The sequence below is a fragment of the Streptomyces sp. NPDC053750 genome (assembly GCF_044544295.1).
In the GTDB taxonomy this organism is placed as follows: domain Bacteria; phylum Actinomycetota; class Actinomycetes; order Streptomycetales; family Streptomycetaceae; genus Streptomyces.
Map to the genome: position 1 here is coordinate 110,540 of NZ_JBITXB010000012.1, position 14,595 is coordinate 125,134.

The 14,595-nt window shown below is 72.8% G+C and carries 17 protein-coding genes and 1 tRNA gene; 7 read left to right on the forward strand and 11 right to left on the reverse strand.

What is annotated here, in order from left to right:
* The first annotated feature begins 37 nt into the window (after positions 1–37).
* Positions 38–982, forward strand: a complete 945-nt coding sequence (locus tag ACIGO6_RS29405; RefSeq protein ID WP_399881575.1) for an NADP-dependent oxidoreductase — start codon at positions 38–40, stop codon at positions 980–982.
* Between the two features lie 6 nt (positions 983–988).
* Here the strand turns inward: ACIGO6_RS29405 and ACIGO6_RS29410 are convergent, their stop codons facing one another.
* The 4 genes from ACIGO6_RS29410 to ACIGO6_RS29425 form a co-directional block, all read right to left on the reverse strand.
* The gene (locus ACIGO6_RS29410) at positions 989–1,339 is read right to left on the reverse strand and encodes a DUF202 domain-containing protein (protein WP_399881577.1); all 351 of its coding nucleotides are present in this window, start codon (positions 1,337–1,339) and stop codon (positions 989–991) included.
* Positions 1,340–1,343: 4 nt separating this feature from the next.
* Positions 1,344–1,736, reverse strand: coding sequence for a YidH family protein (locus ACIGO6_RS29415; RefSeq protein ID WP_399881579.1), 393 nt, complete (start codon positions 1,734–1,736; stop codon positions 1,344–1,346).
* Between the two features lie 153 nt (positions 1,737–1,889).
* The gene (locus ACIGO6_RS29420; protein ID WP_399881581.1) at positions 1,890–2,399 is read right to left on the reverse strand and encodes an NUDIX hydrolase; all 510 of its coding nucleotides are present in this window, start codon (positions 2,397–2,399) and stop codon (positions 1,890–1,892) included.
* A gap of 18 nt (positions 2,400–2,417) precedes the next feature.
* Entirely contained in the window at positions 2,418–3,311 is an 894-nt protein-coding gene (locus ACIGO6_RS29425) for a DMT family transporter (protein ID WP_399881583.1), read from the reverse strand.
* Between the two features lie 69 nt (positions 3,312–3,380).
* Between ACIGO6_RS29425 and ACIGO6_RS29430 the strand changes: the two genes are divergently transcribed.
* Positions 3,381–3,713, forward strand: a complete 333-nt coding sequence (locus ACIGO6_RS29430; protein ID WP_399881585.1) for a hypothetical protein — start codon at positions 3,381–3,383, stop codon at positions 3,711–3,713.
* Here ACIGO6_RS29430 and ACIGO6_RS29435 read toward each other — a convergent pair.
* Positions 3,710–5,107 carry a GntP family permease gene (locus tag ACIGO6_RS29435; RefSeq protein ID WP_073730971.1) on the reverse strand — a complete coding sequence of 466 codons (1,398 nt, stop codon included), beginning with the start codon at positions 5,105–5,107 and terminating at the stop codon, positions 3,710–3,712. The genes ACIGO6_RS29430 and ACIGO6_RS29435 overlap by 4 nt on opposite strands.
* 99 nt (positions 5,108–5,206) lie before the next feature.
* Complete coding sequence (locus tag ACIGO6_RS29440; protein WP_399881587.1) at positions 5,207–5,743, reverse strand: gluconokinase; 537 nt, start codon at positions 5,741–5,743, stop codon at positions 5,207–5,209.
* A gap of 137 nt (positions 5,744–5,880) precedes the next feature.
* Between ACIGO6_RS29440 and ACIGO6_RS29445 the strand changes: the two genes are divergently transcribed.
* A complete protein-coding gene (locus tag ACIGO6_RS29445; protein WP_399881589.1) occupies positions 5,881–6,582 on the forward strand; it encodes a FadR/GntR family transcriptional regulator in 702 nt (233 codons plus the stop codon).
* A gap of 17 nt (positions 6,583–6,599) precedes the next feature.
* Here the strand turns inward: ACIGO6_RS29445 and ACIGO6_RS29450 are convergent, their stop codons facing one another.
* Positions 6,600–6,983: a YchJ family protein gene (locus ACIGO6_RS29450; RefSeq protein WP_399881873.1), complete on the reverse strand. Its 384-nt coding sequence runs from the start codon at positions 6,981–6,983 to the stop codon at positions 6,600–6,602.
* Between the two features lie 60 nt (positions 6,984–7,043).
* Positions 7,044–7,131: transfer RNA gene (locus ACIGO6_RS29455), tRNA-Leu, on the reverse strand.
* Between the two features lie 173 nt (positions 7,132–7,304).
* Here ACIGO6_RS29455 and ACIGO6_RS29460 point away from each other — a divergent pair.
* The 3 genes from ACIGO6_RS29460 to ACIGO6_RS29470 all read left to right on the forward strand — a co-directional run bounded on the left by ACIGO6_RS29460 (position 7,305) and on the right by ACIGO6_RS29470 (position 9,971).
* Entirely contained in the window at positions 7,305–8,630 is a 1,326-nt protein-coding gene (locus ACIGO6_RS29460) for a M20/M25/M40 family metallo-hydrolase (RefSeq protein ID WP_399881591.1), read from the forward strand.
* A gap of 140 nt (positions 8,631–8,770) precedes the next feature.
* Entirely contained in the window at positions 8,771–9,004 is a 234-nt protein-coding gene (gene chpH, locus ACIGO6_RS29465) for a chaplin ChpH (RefSeq protein WP_399881593.1), read from the forward strand.
* A gap of 229 nt (positions 9,005–9,233) precedes the next feature.
* Positions 9,234–9,971 carry a chaplin family protein gene (locus ACIGO6_RS29470; protein WP_399881595.1) on the forward strand — a complete coding sequence of 246 codons (738 nt, stop codon included), beginning with the start codon at positions 9,234–9,236 and terminating at the stop codon, positions 9,969–9,971.
* Positions 9,972–10,029: 58 nt separating this feature from the next.
* Here the strand turns inward: ACIGO6_RS29470 and ACIGO6_RS29475 are convergent, their stop codons facing one another.
* The gene (locus tag ACIGO6_RS29475; RefSeq protein ID WP_122617339.1) at positions 10,030–10,218 is read right to left on the reverse strand and encodes a DUF5703 family protein; all 189 of its coding nucleotides are present in this window, start codon (positions 10,216–10,218) and stop codon (positions 10,030–10,032) included.
* Between the two features lie 47 nt (positions 10,219–10,265).
* On the opposite strand from ACIGO6_RS29475, the gene ACIGO6_RS29480 reads away from it, so the two are divergent.
* Complete coding sequence (locus tag ACIGO6_RS29480; RefSeq protein ID WP_399881597.1) at positions 10,266–10,946, forward strand: hypothetical protein; 681 nt, start codon at positions 10,266–10,268, stop codon at positions 10,944–10,946.
* A gap of 29 nt (positions 10,947–10,975) precedes the next feature.
* Here ACIGO6_RS29480 and ACIGO6_RS29485 read toward each other — a convergent pair whose 3' ends face one another.
* Both ACIGO6_RS29485 and ACIGO6_RS29490 read right to left on the reverse strand, forming a co-directional pair.
* The gene (locus ACIGO6_RS29485) at positions 10,976–13,549 is read right to left on the reverse strand and encodes a helix-hairpin-helix domain-containing protein (protein WP_399881599.1); all 2,574 of its coding nucleotides are present in this window, start codon (positions 13,547–13,549) and stop codon (positions 10,976–10,978) included.
* Positions 13,546–14,532, reverse strand: coding sequence for an aldo/keto reductase (locus tag ACIGO6_RS29490; RefSeq protein WP_399881601.1), 987 nt, complete (start codon positions 14,530–14,532; stop codon positions 13,546–13,548). Before ACIGO6_RS29490 ends, ACIGO6_RS29485 begins: the two co-directional genes overlap by 4 nt.
* Positions 14,533–14,595 lie beyond the last annotated feature (63 nt).

A 14,595-nucleotide genomic window follows, 5' to 3' on the forward strand; every position in this document is an offset into this window, starting at 1 on the left:
CTTGCGCGGAGTTCGGGTACCCCGGAGGGTCGGAGCCATGAAGGCGATCAGCTACGCGCAGTACGGCGGTCCCGAGGTGCTGGAGTACGGAGAGGTCCGTGAGCCGCGGGTCGGTCCCGACTCGGTGCTGGTCAAGGTGCGGGCCGCCGCTGTCAATCCCGTCGACTGGAAGTGCCGCGACGGGCATCTCGACGCCATCCTCCAGCCGGTCTTCCCCGTCGTTCCCGGCTGGGACGTCTCCGGAGTCGTGGTGCAGCCCGGCCCCGCCGTCACGGAGTTCGCCGTCGGGGACGAGGTCATCGGCTACGTCCGCGAGGACGTCCTCTCCAGGGGCACGTTCGCCGAGTACGTGGCGGCGCCCGTCCGCACCCTGGCCCGCAAGCCGCGCAACCTCTCCTACGAGGCGGCGGCCGGGTTGCCGCTGACCGGGCTCACCGCCTACCAGGTCCTGGTGAAGGCGCTGCGGGTGAAGCGCGGCGAGACGGTCCTGGTGCACGCCGCCGCGGGCGGGGTCGGGTCGGTCGCCGTCCAGTTGGGCCGGCATCTGGGGGCGCGGGTCCTCGGCACGGCGAGCGAGGGCAACCACGACTACGTGCGAGGGCTGGGCGGGGAACCGCTGACGTACGGGGAGGGGCTGGCCGAGCGGGTGCGGGGGCTGGCGCCCGAGGGCGTGGACGCGGTGTTCGACACGGTCGGCGGCGAGACCTTGAAGATCTCGGCGAACCTGCTGGCTCCCGGGGGCCGTCTGGTGTCGATCGCCGACGGGGACGTCGTCGACTACGGGGGGCAGTACTGCTTCGTGCGCCCGGACGCCGAGGATCTGCTGCGGCTGACCGAGCTGGCGGAACAGGGCGTGGTGACCGTGCACGTGTCGGAGACGTTCCCCCTGGAGCGGGCGGCGGACGCACACCGGCGGAACCAGGAGGGGCGGACGCGGGGGAAGATCGTGGTGACGGTGGACTGGGAGGAGCGAGGGGCCTGACGGACCTCAGAGGACGAGCGCCGCGCCGCACACGGCCAACGCCACCGTGCACAGGGTCGCCGCCACGGCGTACGGCGGGGAGAGGGCCCCGGGTCTGCTCGCCGAGGCCAGAGCGCGGATGCGGCGGTTGGCGATGTACTGGAACGCCAGCCACAGGGCGCAGCACAGGACGACGGCGACGACCGCGAGGGGCGTCGCGCCGCCGTGCAGGGCGGCTTTCGCGGCGAGTACGGCGACGACGGTGGCCGACAGGGTCGTGCGGCGCCAGGCCAGCCGGGTGCGCTCGGGCTGGAGCCCCGGGTCGCGGTCCGGGCCGCCGGAATCTGCGCGGACGTCGGCGCCGCTGTCGGCGCTCACGGGCTCAGGCCTCCCAGCCGACGAGGACCACGACGACCATGGCTACGGCGACCACCGCCACGACCAGGCTGAGCAGGGCCGGGAAACGGGAGACGGGGAGGTCCTCGCCGCGCCGCATGGCCCGTTCGCAGCGCACCCAGTGGTTCACCGCACGCAGCGAGCAGAGCACGCCGGCGGCGAGCAGCGCGAGGGCGAGCCCCACCCGCCAGCCCCAGCGCAGGTCGGGCAGGAACTGGTCCACCGCGAAACCGCCGCCGATCAGGGCCAGGGCGGTGCGCAGCCAGGCCAGAAAGGTGCGCTCGTTGGCGAGCGAGAACCGGTAGTCGGGGGTACTGCCCTCCTGCCGGACCTCCTCGGGCACGAACCAGAGCCGAACGTTCCGAACGAATTCGATCACTTGCGGACCCTATCGCCCGCAGATGCGGGCACCCGTGCCTCCCCCAGTGCCTGAACGGCCTGGGAGGTACCCCCAGGGTGGCACGGGTGGGCGCAGCGGCACCCCGTAGCGCCGGCCCGCCCCCACGCCGGGTCCGACCGGCCCCGCCCCACCTCACCCCCGCCAAGCCCGCAGCCGCGCATACGCCGCCACCCCGTCCGGCACCCACTCCCACTCGGCGAGCCGCCGCTCGACCTCCCCCTCCGTGAGGAACCCGTGCCACGCCACCTCCTCCACCTGCGGAGCGACCGGCCCCTCGCAGCGCACCTCGTACACCGCAGACCACCAGGTCCGCCCGGCGCCGTCGTCGTACAGGAACTTGAAGAGGTACTCCGGGCGCGGGAGCCCGGTCACGCCCAGCTCCTCCTCCGCCTCCCGCAGCGCCGCGTCGTCGTAGGACTCGCCCGCGCCCACCACCCCGCCGACGAACATGTCGTACAGGGAGGGAAACACGAGCTTCGTCGCCGTGCGGCGGTGCACGAAGACGCGTCCCTCCGCGTCCCGGGCCCACACGAACACGCACCGGTGGCGCAGCCCCCGCGCGTACGCGTCGCCCCGCCGGGCCTGCGCGACCACCTGGTCGTTCTCGTCGACGATGTCGAGGATCTCGTCAGCAGCGCTCATGCCGCCCATCCAAGCAGGTCAGCGCCGCTGCAGGGCCCGATCGTGCCCGCTCTCGCCCGTGCCCTGCGGCATCGCCGGGTGCAGGCCCAGCAGGACGACGCCCGTCACCGCCGCCGCGAGCCCGCCCGCCGCCCATGCCAGCGCCCCGGCGTCGGTCCGCAGCCGGTCGCCGAGGAAACCGACCCCGCACGCGATGCCCGCGAGCGGCTGGGTGGCCGTCAGGGCGGGCAGCGACCTGCGCAGCGGGGCCGTCTCGAAGGCGCTCTGGACCAGGACCAGCCCGGTGACGCCCAGCACCACCACCGCGTACGGCTCCCAGCCGGTCAGCAGTTCCGCCGGGCCGCCCGCGGTGAAGCGCCGGCCGCTGACCCGGGTCAGCGCGTCCTGTACCCCGTACACCAGCCCCGCGGCCAGTGCCAGCAGCGTAGGGCCCCAGGTCAGCCGGAGACGCCCGGCGCACGCCGTGAGCAGCAGGGCCAGCCCGAGCATCACCCCGATGAGCAGCCAGTGACGCACCGGGTCGGTCACCGCGCTGCCCCCACGCGGCTCACCCGCCACGATGAACGCGCTGACCCCGCCCGCGAGCAGCGCGAGCCCCGCCCAGCCCTGGCGACCCAGCGGTTGCCGGGTCTGCACACGGGAGAGGGCCAGGGCGAAGAGGAGGTGCGTGGCCAGCAGGGGCTCGACGAGGGTGATCTCGCCGCCGGCCAGCGCGACCGCGCCCATCACCATCCCGGCCACCATCAGCGCCGTCCCGTACAGCCAGCGCGGCACCCGTACGAGGTCCAGCAGGAGGCGGGGCGAGAGGAAGTCGCCCAGCGGAGCGCGCTGAGCGGCGTTCTGCTGGAGGACGAAACCGCAGCCCAAGCAGCACGCGGCGCTCACGGCGAGGACCAGAACCAGAACCGACACGCTGCGTACCTCGATCGTCAGTCGGGCCACGGGTGCGTAGGAGCCGACTCTAAGCGCGCTGGGGCCGGGGTGCCGGGTGAGTGCCGCATCCGGGTCTCCGGGCTGCTCGCCACCTGCGCCGACCTCGAGGTCGCCTGGTGGACACCGGCGCTGCCGGCCGTGCTCGCGGTCGGCACGCTGGGACGGCTGAAGATCGACGTCGACGCGCGCGTGCTGGGCGTGCTGCTGCTCATCGAGGTCGTACGGGTCGTCGCCATCGACGCCGCCGACACCCGCCCGTGCATGCCGAGACGGCCCGCCCCCTCCTGGAGGAGAGGGCGGGCCGTCGTCGTCGTATCCCTGGGCGTCGGGGCGTACTCCTGGATCACCAGACCGTACTCCTGGACGACCAGGCGTCCCTAGATGACCAGTGAGAGGAGCAGGACCAGAGCGCCCGCGACCACCGAGATGATCGTCTCCATGACGGACCAGGTCTTGATGGTCTGGCCGACGTTCAGGCCGAAGTACTCCTTCACCAGCCAGAAGCCGGCGTCGTTCACATGGCTGAAGAACAGCGAGCCGGCGCCGATGGCGAGAACCAGCAGGGCGGCGTGGGTCGTCGACATGTCGGCCGCGAGCGGGGCGACCAGACCGGCCGCCGAGACGGTCGCCACTGTCGCCGAACCGGTCGCCAGCCGGATCGCCACCGCGATCAGCCAGGCCAGCAGCAGCGCCGGGATCGACCAGTCCTCGGAGATCTCCAGGATCATCTGGCCCACACCGGAGTCGATGAGCGTCTGCTTGAAGCCGCCGCCCGCGCCGACGATCAGCAGGATGCCCGCGATGGGCGCCAGGCCCTTCTCGACCAGGCCCGAGAGGCGGTCCTTGCCGAAGCCGGCCGGGCGCAGCAGCGTGAAGATGCCGACGATCACGGCGGCGAGCAGGGCGATCAGCGGGTTGCCGATGACGTCGAAGGTGCGCTGCACCACGTTGTCCGGGTCGTCGATGACGATGTCGACGAGCGCCTTGGCCAGCATCAGCACGACCGGCAGCAGGATCGTCGCCAGGGTGGCGCCGAAGCCGGGACGCTTCTCCAGCTCCTCGGAGGCGCGCTGCGGGATCATGCGGTCGGGAGCGGGAACGTCCACCCAGCGGGCCGCGTACTTCGAGAACAGCGGACCGGCGATGATCACCGTCGGGATGGCGATCAGGACACCCAGCGCGAGCGTGACACCGAGGTTGGCGCCCAGCGCGTCGATCGCGACCAGCGGGCCGGGGTGCGGCGGGACCAGACCGTGCATCACGGACAGACCGGCCAGCGCCGGGATGCCGATCCGCATCAGGGAGTAGTTGCCGCGCTTGGCGACCATCAGCACGACCGGGATCAGCAGCACGATGCCGACCTCGAAGAACAGCGGCAGTCCGATGACCGAGGCGATCAGCACCATCGTCCACGGCATCGAACGAGGCGTGGCCTTGGCGAGGATGGTGTCCACGATCTGGTCGGCGCCGCCCGAGTCGGCGAGCATCTTGCCGAGGATCGCGCCGAGGGCGATCAGGACGCCGACGCCCGCCACGGTGGAGCCGAGGCCGGCGGTGAAGCTGGTGATGACCTTGTCCAGCGGCGCCCCGGCGAACGCGCCGAGCGCCAGTGACCCGATGGTCAGCGACAGGAAGGCATGCAGCTTGAACTTGGTGATGAGCAGGACGATGACGGCGATGCCCAACAGCACGGCGATGCCCAGCTGGGCGTGGCCGGCCGAGGTGATCGGCTCGACGGTGTCCGCTGCCAGCATCTCGACGCTGAGTCTGGTCACGGTGATTCCCTTGCGGTGATGGGGATGCGGGGGAGACGGGACCGTGCACACCGGTGGGCGTGGCACGGCCCCGGGGGAGGTCGTGGGGGGTGTACGGGACTACCGGGTCACGGGGCCGGGTTCGGGGAGGGCCTTCAGGGCCTGAACCGCCCGTTCGGTGATCTCCTCGGGGCTGCCGGCGACGTCCACCGCGACCCCCGCCTCGTCCTGCTCCAACGGCTGGAGCGTGGCGAACTGGGAGTCGAGCAGGGCCGTCGGCATGAAGTGCCCCTGGCGGTGCGACATCCGGTCCTCGATCAGCTCGCGGCTGCCCGTGAGATGCACGAAGACGACACCGGGAGCGGCGGCCCGCAGCCGGTCGCGGTAGGACCGCTTCAGGGCCGAGCTGCTCACCACCCCGCCGAGACCCGCCCGCCCGTGCGCCCAGCCGCCGATGGCGTCCAGCCACGGCCAGCGGTCCTCGTCGGTGAGCGGGGTGCCGGCCGTCATCTTGGCGATGTTGGCCGGCGGGTGGAAGTCGTCGCCCTCGGCGTAGGGAACGCCGAGCCGGGCCGCGAGCAGGGGGCCGATGGTGGTCTTCCCGGTGCCCGCTACGCCCATGACCACGACGACATGGGGGGTGTGCAGTTGCTGCATCGCACTCTCGCTGTCTGCTGTCTTCGTCGACACGTGATGTCGACGCAACTGAAACCCATTAGGTACGACGAATTCAAGAGTCTGTGACATATAAGTCTGACTTTTTCTTCCCGTGACCTGCCCCGTACGCTGAGTGCATGAGCACACCGGGCCGGGGGCTGCACGGCCGCGTACTGGACACCCTCGGCCCCGCGATCACAGCGGGCGAGTATCCGGCGGGCAGCGTCCTGCGCACCGACGAGATGGCACAGCGCTTCGAGGTGTCGCGCTCCGTGATGCGCGAGGCGGTCCGGGTGCTGGAGTCCATGCACCTGGTCGAGTCGCGCCGCCGCGTCGGCGTGACCGTCCTGCCCGAATGCGAGTGGAACGTCTACGACCCCCAGGTCATCCGCTGGCGCCTGGCCGGCTCCGAGCGCCCGCGGCAGCTGCGCTCTCTGACCGTGCTGCGCTCGGCGATCGAACCGGTGGCCGCGGGGCTGGCCGCGCGCCTCGCCACGCCGGAACAGTGCGCCGAGCTGACCGAGTGCGCGCTCGGCATGGTCGCCAACTCACGCGGTCACCAGCTGGAGGGGTACCTCTTCCACGACGTGGCCTTCCACCGCGTCATCCTGACCGCCTCCGGCAACGAGATGTTCGCCCGCCTGGGCAGCGTCGTCGCCGAGGTCCTGGCCGGCCGTACGCACCACGCCGTGATGTTCGAGGACCCCGACCCGGCCGCCGTCACCCTGCACGTCCAGGTGGCCGAGGCGGTGCGCGCACGCGACGCCGAGCGCGCCGAACGGCTGACCCGGGAGATCACGGTCGGGGCGCTGCAGGAACTGGACATCCTGGCGCCGTAGGACCCCGTCCGGCGCTCCTACGCCAGGAACTCCCCGTCGACGTACACCCACGCACCGTCGACCCGCTCGAAGCGGCTCCGCTCGTGCAGCGAGCCCCCGCGGTAGGACGCCCGGAAGGTCACGGTCCCGGCGGCGTGGAAGGCGGACCCCTCGGTCGTGTCCAGGATCTCCAGACCGGTCCACCGCATGCCCGGGTCGAGGTTCAGTTGGGCCGGCCGCGTCCGCGGATGCCAGGTGCGCAGCAGATAGCCCGCGTCCAGACGCACGAAGGCGCTGTACCGCGAGCGCATCAGGGCCTCGGCGGTCGGCGCGGCGGCGGCACCGGAGTGGAATCGGCCGCAGCACTTCTCGTACGGCTCGGACAGCCCGCACGGGCAGGGACGCGTGGTCATGGCGGCCATTGTGCCCGCTGCGCGCATGGTTGGGAAAGCAGAAGACCCCTGCTCAGCAGGGGTCTCAGCTGGTGTCCGAGGGGGGACTTGAACCCCCACGCCCGATAAAGGGCACTAGCACCTCAAGCTAGCGCGTCTGCCATTCCGCCACCCGGACAAGGTGTCTGTCGTGCGGGGCGTTGCCCGCGGCGACGACGTAAACATTACCAGGCTTTCCAGGGTGGCCGATCACCCCCTCCTTGGGCGCCGACGACCGGAGGGGGAGGATGAGGGGTACCGACCAGCACTGACACCAGCAGTGACTTCAGCAGCGACCGCGGGAGGAAGCACGTGAGCGAGTCGGACACGGCCAGGAGCGTCACCGGCGAGGACGAGGTCGTCGACCTCTGCCGCGAGCTGATCCGGATCGACACCAGCAACTACGGCGACCACTCGGGTCCGGGCGAGCGCAAGGCGGCCGAGTACGTCGCCGAGAAGCTCGCCGAAGTGGGACTCGAGCCGCAGATCTTCGAGTCCCACCCGGGACGCGCGTCCACGGTGGCCCGGATCGAGGGCGAGGACCCGTCCCGGCCCGCGCTCCTCATCCACGGGCACACCGACGTCGTCCCCGCCAACGCGGACGACTGGACCCACCACCCGTTCTCCGGCGAGATCGCCGACGGGTGCGTGTGGGGGCGCGGCGCGGTCGACATGAAGGACATGGACGCGATGACCCTCGCGGTCGTCCGCGACCGGCTGCGCAGCGGGCGCAAGCCGCCGCGCGACATCGTGCTGGCGTTCCTCGCGGACGAGGAGGCCGGCGGGACGTACGGCGCCAAGCACCTGGTGCACAAGCACCCGGAGCTGTTCGAGGGCGTGAGCGAGGCGATCGGCGAGGTCGGCGGGTTCTCCTTCACGGTCAACGAGAAGCTGCGGCTCTACCTCGTCGAGACCGCCGAGAAGGGCATGCACTGGATGCGGCTCACCGTGGACGGCACGGCGGGCCACGGCTCGATGACCAACGACGACAACGCGATCACGGAGCTGTGCGAGGCCGTGGCGCGACTCGGGCGGCACAAGTGGCCGGTCAGGGTCACCAAGACCGTACGGGCGTTCCTGGACGAGCTGTCCGACGCGCTCGGCACCGAGCTCGACCCCGAGAACATGGAGGAGACGCTCGCCAAGCTCGGTGGCATCGCCCGCATGATCGGCACGACGCTGCGCAACTCGGCGGCGCCCACCATGCTCGGCGCCGGCTACAAGGTCAATGTGATCCCCGGCCAGGCCACCGCGCACGTCGACGGACGGTTCCTGCCCGGCTACGAGGAAGAGTTCCTCGCCGACCTCGACCGCATCCTCGGCCCGCGCGTCAGGCGGGAGGACGTGCACGCCGACAAGGCGCTGGAGACCGACTTCGACGGCAGGCTCGTCGACGCCATGCAGACCGCCCTGCGCGCCGAGGACCCGATCGCGCGGGCGGTGCCGTACATGCTCTCCGGCGGCACCGACGCCAAGTCCTTCGACGACCTCGGCATCCGCTGCTTCGGCTTCGCGCCGCTCAAGCTGCCGCCGGAGCTGGACTTCGCGGGCATGTTCCACGGGGTGGACGAGCGCGTGCCGGTGGAGGGGCTGCAGTTCGGGGTACGGGTGCTCGACCGCTTCATCGACGCGTCCTGAACTCGCCGGAATTCGGCCGCGCGTACGGGACGCGACCTGGAAGGGTGAATACGCTCATAAGCTCGTAGCCTCATTACTCCCTCCTCGTTACAAGTGATGCGATCAGCAACCTGGATCGCTTTTGCCAACTAGGAGGAATAATGCTCAAGAAGGTCGTAGCCGTCGTGGCGGCCACCGGTGGTCTGGTTCTCGCGGGCGCGGGCATGGCCGCCGCGGACTCCGGTGCCCAGGGTGCCGCCGTGCACTCGCCCGGCATCGTTTCCGGCAACGTCGTGCAGGTGCCCGTTCACGTCCCGGTGAACGCCTGCGGCAACACGATCTCCGTGATCGGCCTGCTGAACCCCGCCTTCGGCAACACCTGCGTCAACAAGTGACGTTGAGCCTCGCCCCATGAGGTCCTGAGTCCGCCGGCCCCGGAGCGCGCGCCACGCGCTCCGGGGCCGGCGGCCTTCCAGGGACCCCGGGCGGGGAAGCGACGGCAACTCGGAATTCTCGGCATTCTCCGCACTCGGGAATCGCCGTACTCGGGATTCTCCGTACTCCGGAATCGCCCTACTCGGGCTTCCCGGTACCACGGACCAGGGCAAGGCAGGGATTCAGGAAATGCGACAGGTCACCCGCAAGGGCCTGATGACGATGGCGGCGGCCACCGGCGTGATCGCCGCCGCGGGCGGCGCCGCCCACGCGGATTCGGGGGCGCACGGCTCGAGTTCGAATTCACCCGGCGTACTGTCCGGCAACACGGTTCAGGCGCCGGTGCACGTGCCCGTGAACGTCTGCGGCAACACCGTCGACGTCGTCGGCATCCTCAACCCGGCGATGGGCAACGCGTGCGCCAACCAGGGCGGCGGATCGTCCGGCGGACAGGGCGACTCCGGGAGCCACGACGGCTCCCACGCGGGCTCGCACGCCGACGGGCACGCCACCGACTCGTCCGGGGTCGGCTCCGGCAATCATGTCGAGGTGCCGGTCCATGTGCCGGTGAACGTGTGCGGCAACAGCATCGACATCATCGGCGCCCTCAACCCGACCACCGGCAACGACTGCGCCAACGCAGGCGGCGGGGATCACCCCACCCCGCCCGGCGGCGACCATGAGACGCCGCCCGGTAACCCCGGAAACCCCGGGGAGCCGGACAACCCGGGCGGCCCCGGCGACGAGACGCCGGGCGGCTCCTCGCACGTCAACCAGCCGGGCGCCCAGACCGTCGCCCAGCCGCGGGGCGACGCCCAGCTCGCCCGTACCGGCAGCGACCTGCCCCTGGGCCTCGCCCTGCCGGTGGGCGCGGGCGCGCTGCTCGCGGGCACGGTGCTCTACCGCAAGGCGCGCGCCTCGGCGTGACGCGGCGAGACCGGCACACGCAGCGGGCCCCGCATCGGCGGGGCCCGCTCCGTTTCCGTCACCAGGTGGCGCGTACCTGGCGGATGATCCGCCGGCGCAGCCGCACCTTGCGGCTGCCGTCGCGCAGCAGGGTCAGGCGGTACAACTCCCAGTGTCCGTACTCGGCGTGTTCGGTCAGCAGACGTGTCGTCTCCTTGCGGGTGACCCCGCGCGGCACGTACACGTCGACAAATTCGTATTCCGGCATCGAATCTATTGTGCGGGCTGGGGCCCGGTACGGATAGCGTCTGCACTATGTCTGATGCTGCGCAGCCCACCGCTGCCGAGGTACGCGCCGCCGCCGAGGCGGTCAAGACAGCGCTCGACCGCCACCTGGCCGCGGTCGAACACAGGTCGGGGGAGGACGACCCGACCGTCTACGAGGCGTTCAACGAGCTGGCCGCGGCCGCGGAGGCGTACGACGAACTGCTCTACGACCGGTACGACGAAGTCACCCCCTTCGAGATTCCCGGGGCGGAGGACACCCTCCCGCCGTACACGGGCCCCGAGGAGCCGAACGCGCTGAGCGTCCTGATCCGCCGTGACTACGCCGTGGCCGAGCCGCAGCGGCTGATGGCCCAGGCCCGGCGGATCGAGGCCGCGGACGACGAGGGGGCGGGAGCGGACGCCTCGGCCACGGTCCACGGGGCGCTCGGCATCCTGTTCGGCGAGTTCGAGGCGGACGAGATCGCCTCCCGGCACAAGGAGTTCGGCCTGGAGGAGGCCGACTCCACACTCTGGGTGACGGCCGCGGACGAGCCCGCCGACCCCGGCGAGTGGCTGGAGGCCCCGTTCGAGCAGGTCGATCCGCAACGGGTGGTCTGCCGCTTCGACGTGAGCACGGTGTTCGACGACGAGTTCGAGGACGACATCGAGGACATCGAGGACGACGTCGACGACGACGGTGCGCCGGCGCGGCTGGAGGCCGATCGCTGAGGCCGGGGTGACGGAGCGGGGTGCCCGGATCAGTCGGCGGCAGGCACCTGCGGGGCGAGCAGCACCGGCAGCCGGGTCGTGCGCGGCTTGGCCGGAACCTCGGCCACGGCACGCGGCAGTGCCTGCTCCACACCGTGCACCACGGACAGATGGCGGGCGGCCCGGCCGAACGCCGTGTAGACCCAAGGACGGCTGAGGGACTGCGCGGCATCCCCGGGCAGGACCACGACCACCGCGGGCCACCGGCCGCCCACCGCCTGGTGCGCGGTCAGCGCCCATCCGTGCCGTACGGACTGCTCCACCCGCTCCTTCGGTACGACGACGGTCTCGCCCGCGCACGACAGGTGCAGCCCGTCGGCATCGGCCTTCACCACCCGGCCCGGCAGGGTACGGCCCGGCGCGGGGGAGTAGGCGACCCGGTCGCCGGGGTCGAAGCCGCCGAACCGGCCGGGGCCCGGGTTCAGCCGCTCCTTCAGCGCCGCGTTGAGCGCGCGGGTGCCGGCCGCGCCGCCGTGGCCCGGCGTGATCACCTGGGTCTCCTCGGCGGGGACGCCGATCGCGCGCGGCACCGAGTCCGCGACGAGCTGGACGGTGCGGTGCACGGCCTCGCCCGCGTCCCGCACCGGCACGATCACGACCTCCTTGCCGGGGGCCTCCACCTGGCCGAGCTCTCCGATGCCGACGCCGGAGACCAGTTCGCCGAGGGGGCCGGGGTCGGGGCGCCGTGAGGCGATCTGGGGGCAGATCCGAGCCGCCAGCAGATCCGCGAAGACCCGCCCGGGTCCGGCGGACCACAGCACCGACGGATCCCCGGCCAGCACCAGCCGTGCCCCGTCCGGCAGCGACTCCGCCAGCAGGGCGCCCGTCTCGACGTCCAGCTGCGGCGCGTCGGGCACGACGAGCAGATCGAGGTCCAGCGCTCCGTCGGCGTCCCGTCCGGGCCCCGCGGTCCCGGCCAGCAGCCCGGCGACGGTGGCGACGGCGGGGCCCTCCGGAACAGAGCCGTCCGCACCGCTGTCGCCCGGTGTGCCGGAGTCCGGGTCCGGCTCGGGCGTCCGGTTGCCCAGCAGGGCGGCGAAGCGGTCCCGGCCGAGCGCGCCGGGCGCGGCGGCCCAGGCACGCAGACCGAGGACGTGCGCGGCGTGCAGCAGGGCTGCCGGCTCGGCCAGGGACGCCTCCCCACCGGTGTGCAGGACCAGCCCGTGCTCGGCGACCGCGCGGATCAGGTCGCCGGCGGAACCCTGCGCGGAGGCGGCCACCCGCTCCCAGTCCGCCACGGAACCGCCCTGCTTCGGCGTCGAGACGACCAGCCGGGCCAGCGCGTCGGCGAGGCTCTCCTCCGCGAGCGCGTACCGCTCCAGGCCGACCAGCACCCGGACCGGGCGCTCCTCGCCCTCACCCTCCTCCTCGTCCGCTCCGGCCGCCGGACTCGGGCTCGGCGTGCGGACCCCGGGCTCCTCCAGGGCGTCCTGGAAGGCCAGCGCCTCGGCCTCGGCGAGCGTGCTCTGTACGGCGGCGTCGGGGTCCGGCACGCCCCGCTGGGCCAGCGCGGCCGTGAGCCGAGGCAGTTCGACGGCCGTGTGCCCGGCCAGGGCCGCCTGCTCCAGCAGCCACACGGTGACCGCACGGCCGCGACGTTCGTCGTCCGGACCGCATTCCGCGCCGAGCAGCGCCCGGGCGAACCCGTCGGCCTGCTCCGGCCGGACCCCGCCGACCCGGAGCAGCTGCCAGGGGTCCGCGCGCAGCGCGTCCTGCGCGCCCTCGCCGAGCAACGCGGCGGTCTGCGGTGCGAGCGACTCGGGGGCGCCGCCCTCGGCCAGCACGCGGCCCACGGCCTGGACGGTCTCGGGCGCCGGTCCCGCGTGCACGACGGAGGGCTCGGCCGGCGCCGGCTGTGGCCGCCGCACCGGCTCGGGGGCGGGACGGCGCGGCGGGGGTGCGGAGTCGCCGAAGACCGTGGCCGCCGGCTTCGCGCCGCTCTCCACGGCCCGCACGGCGGCGAGCAGGTCGGCCGCCGTGCCGCTGAGCTTGCCCCCGGCGTCGATCGGTGCCTGCTTCTCCGCCTTCCGGCGCTCGATCCGCTCCCGCTCGACCCGCTGAGCAGCCAGCTCGGCCTCAGCCTCGGAGGCCTGAGCCGCCGCGCCGTCAGTTGCGGCGCCGTCGCCCGCCGTCTCGTCGTCCGCCGCACGGTCGTCCGCCGTGTCGTCGCCCGTCATGGCGGCCGGCGCCGTGTCGTCGTCCGCCGCGCGGTCGCTCGCCGAGCCGTCTGCCGCCGAGCCGTCTGCCGCCGAGCCGTCTGCCGCCGAGCCGGCGGCCTCCGTGCCTTCGTCGGCAGGTTGCTCGGTCTTCCCGTCGTCCACCGGGTCGGCGGCCCCCGCGCCCTCGCTGCCCGGCTGCCCTGCCTCGGCGGCCTGAGCGCCCGGGGCCGCACCGGCCTCCTCGGCCGTACCGTCGCCCTCCGGACCGGCGACGTCGTCCCGGGTCTCCCGGCCCGGCTGCCGCGCCCCGGCGGGCGCCTCGTCCTCGGCGGCGCCCGGCGTCCCCGGCCCGGCGTCCACGGCGTCCGTGGGGTCCTCAGAGGCGGCCTCGGGCTCCGTGCTCACAGCGTGCTCCAGTCGTGATCGGGATAGCGGTGCACGGGCGTCGACACATCGTCGAGCGCCCGGCAGATCTCGTCAGGAAGACTAAGGGTCTCCACTGACAACGCCGCCGTGAGCTGCTGCGCAGTGCGCGCGCCGACGATCGGGGCGACCACCCCGGGCCGGTCCCGCACCCACGCCAGCGCCACCTGCAGCGGCGTCACCGCCAGCCCGTCCGCCGCCGTCGCCACCGCTTCCACGATGTGGCCGGCCGTGTCGTCGAGGTAGGGCGCGACGAACGGCGCCAGGTGCTCCGAGGCACCCCGCGAGTCCGACGGCGTCGCGTCCCCCCGGTACTTGCCGGTCAGTACCCCGCGGCCCAGCGGCGAGGAGGGCAGCAGACCGACGCCCAGGTCCAGCGCGGCCGGCAGCACCTCGCGCTCGATGCCCCGCTGGAGCAGCGAGTACTCCATCTGCGTACTCGCCACCCGGTTCCGTACGCCCGGCGCCGCCAGCTGCCAGGTCGCCGCCTTGGCCAGCTGCCAGCCGCAGAAGTTGGACACCCCCGCGTAGCGGGCCCGGCCGCTGCTCACCGCCACGTCGAGGGCGTGCAGCGTCTCCTCCAGCGGAGTGTCCGGGTCGAAGGCGTGCAGGTGCCACACGTCGACGTGGTCCGTGCCGAGGCGGGCCAGCGAGGCGTCCAGCGCGGAGAGCAGATGGGCGCGCGAACCGTCGAAGCGGCGGTCGGGGTCCGGCACGCTGCCGGCCTTGGTCGAGATCACCAGGTCCCGGCGCGGCACCAGGCCCTCCATGAGCCGGCCGAGGAGATACTCGGCCTCCCCGTCGCCGTACACGTCCGCGGTGTCGACGAGGGTCCCGCCCGCTTCCCAGAAGGTCTTCAAGAGGTCGGCGGCGTCGTGCTCGTCGGTGTCCCGGCCCCAGGTCAGGGTACCGAGACCGATGCGGGACACGCGCAGGCCGGTGCGGCCGAGATGCCTCTGCTCCATGAACGCCGACATTACTGGCCACGGCTTGCCCTGTGGGGGCCTGTGGACAACCGATTTCGGCAC